The organism is Streptomyces ossamyceticus, from assembly GCF_001418475.1.
GTDB classification, from domain to species: domain Bacteria; phylum Actinomycetota; class Actinomycetes; order Streptomycetales; family Streptomycetaceae; genus Streptomyces; species Streptomyces ossamyceticus.
In genome coordinates, this window is the sequence record NZ_LIQX01000885.1 from 1 (window position 1) to 1,324 (window position 1,324).

The 1,324-nt window shown below is 72.8% G+C and carries 1 protein-coding gene and 1 pseudogene; one reads left to right on the plus strand and one right to left on the minus strand.

Annotation, left to right across the window (positions count from 1 at the left end; genetic code table 11):
• Window positions 1-38: 38 nt before the first annotated feature.
• The gene (locus AOK15_RS40120; RefSeq protein WP_055524064.1) at window positions 39-737 is read right to left on the minus strand and encodes a hypothetical protein; all 699 of its coding nucleotides are present in this window, start codon (window positions 735-737) and stop codon (window positions 39-41) included.
• Between the two features lie 240 nt (window positions 738-977).
• Between AOK15_RS40120 and AOK15_RS40125 the strand changes: the two are divergent.
• Window positions 978-1,324: pseudogene (locus AOK15_RS40125) on the plus strand (protein phosphatase); the annotation flags it as partial.

Sequence of the window (1,324 nt, forward strand, 5' to 3'; positions counted from 1 at the left end):
ACCCCACTCCGCCCCCGCCCCGGCTCGCGCCGCCCGGCTCAGCGGGTCGCCGGCGCGGGGGAGGGCACCTTGCGCAGCAGTGGCGCGGAGCTGCCCCGACCGGTGGCGCCGCCGGAGGGCCGCCCGCCGACGTACTGGGTGTGCAGGCTGTCGTCGATCCGGCAGAGGATCCCGGTGGTGCGACCGGGCGGCGCGCCCGGGTCGAGCTTGGCGGTGAACGACGCCAGCCGGTCGTAGAGGGTCCGGCAGCGGGCCCCCGTGGCGGACAGCTCCGCCGTCGTGGCCGTGTGCAGGGCGTCGAGGACGAGGACGAGGTTCTGCCCGGACAGCAGCACGTCCTGCATGCCTCCCTCGGCCTTGGTGACGCGGCCCGGCGGCAGGTTCGGGTCCGCGGTGAACCGGCCCGCCCTGCTCACACCGGGACCGATCCGGTCGTAGGGGTCGCGGGTGCTCTGGGTCCAGTTCGGCTCCCAGACTCCGAAGGCGGCGCGCGCCATGAAGGTCCAGGTGTCCTCGTGGCAGCGCAGCGTGAGGTACGAGACGCCGGCGGCCCGGCGGAGCGTGCGGTGGTGCTCGTCGAGCGCGACCCGGTTCTCCGCGAGCGCCGCCAGGAACAGGGCCCGGTCCTCCTCACGCCATCGCCGCTCCTGCTCCTCGCGTTGAACCTTCAGCTCTCGACCGAGCTGCTGGTTCCTCGTGTACTGCTCGACGAACGTCTTGACCAACGACTTGAACATGGGGCGCCTGCTGGGGTCGGCCGGACAACCTGGGTCTTGCAGCGGCCCAACGACCCGCGACGGATCTTGGTCACGCCACCCGCGCGACGTCGGGCACACCCGGCGGGCACACTTTCTGTCGGCGCGTCAATTGTTGTGCACCACAAGCCAGTTGACCTTCCCGGGCTGGTGCGGACGATCCGTCGGTGAGTTCCTGTGGCGCACTGCCTCGATCGAGCGGTGAACGTTAAGGTCGGATTCATGAACGCACGGCTGGCCCTGCTCGGCACGGTGGATCCCGGTGTCGCGGAGAGCGAGGTCTTCCGCCTCGCGCTCCAGCACGCGGTCGGAGAACTCGGCGCTCTCGGCGGCATGATCCACCTCCGCGGGCCGATGTCGGCGCTCCGTCTGGTGTCGGCGACCGGCCTCCCGGCCGCCCTCACCCGCCCCTGGGAGATCATCGACCAGGAGGGCCCCCTGCCCCCGGCCCGCGCCCTCCACCGCGACCACGGTTCCTGGGCGCCCATCGCGTCCGTCGACCCGGCCTGGCCCGGCACCGGACTCGCCGCCCTCCCCATGGCCGGCGGCGACCGGGCGATCGGCACGCT

Bases quoted from the DNA above. Each gene is read 5' to 3' on its own strand.
- AOK15_RS40120 (WP_055524064.1), bottom strand. From the start codon at position 737: ATGTTCAAGTCGTTGGTCAAGACGTTCGTCGAGCAGTACACGAGGAAC.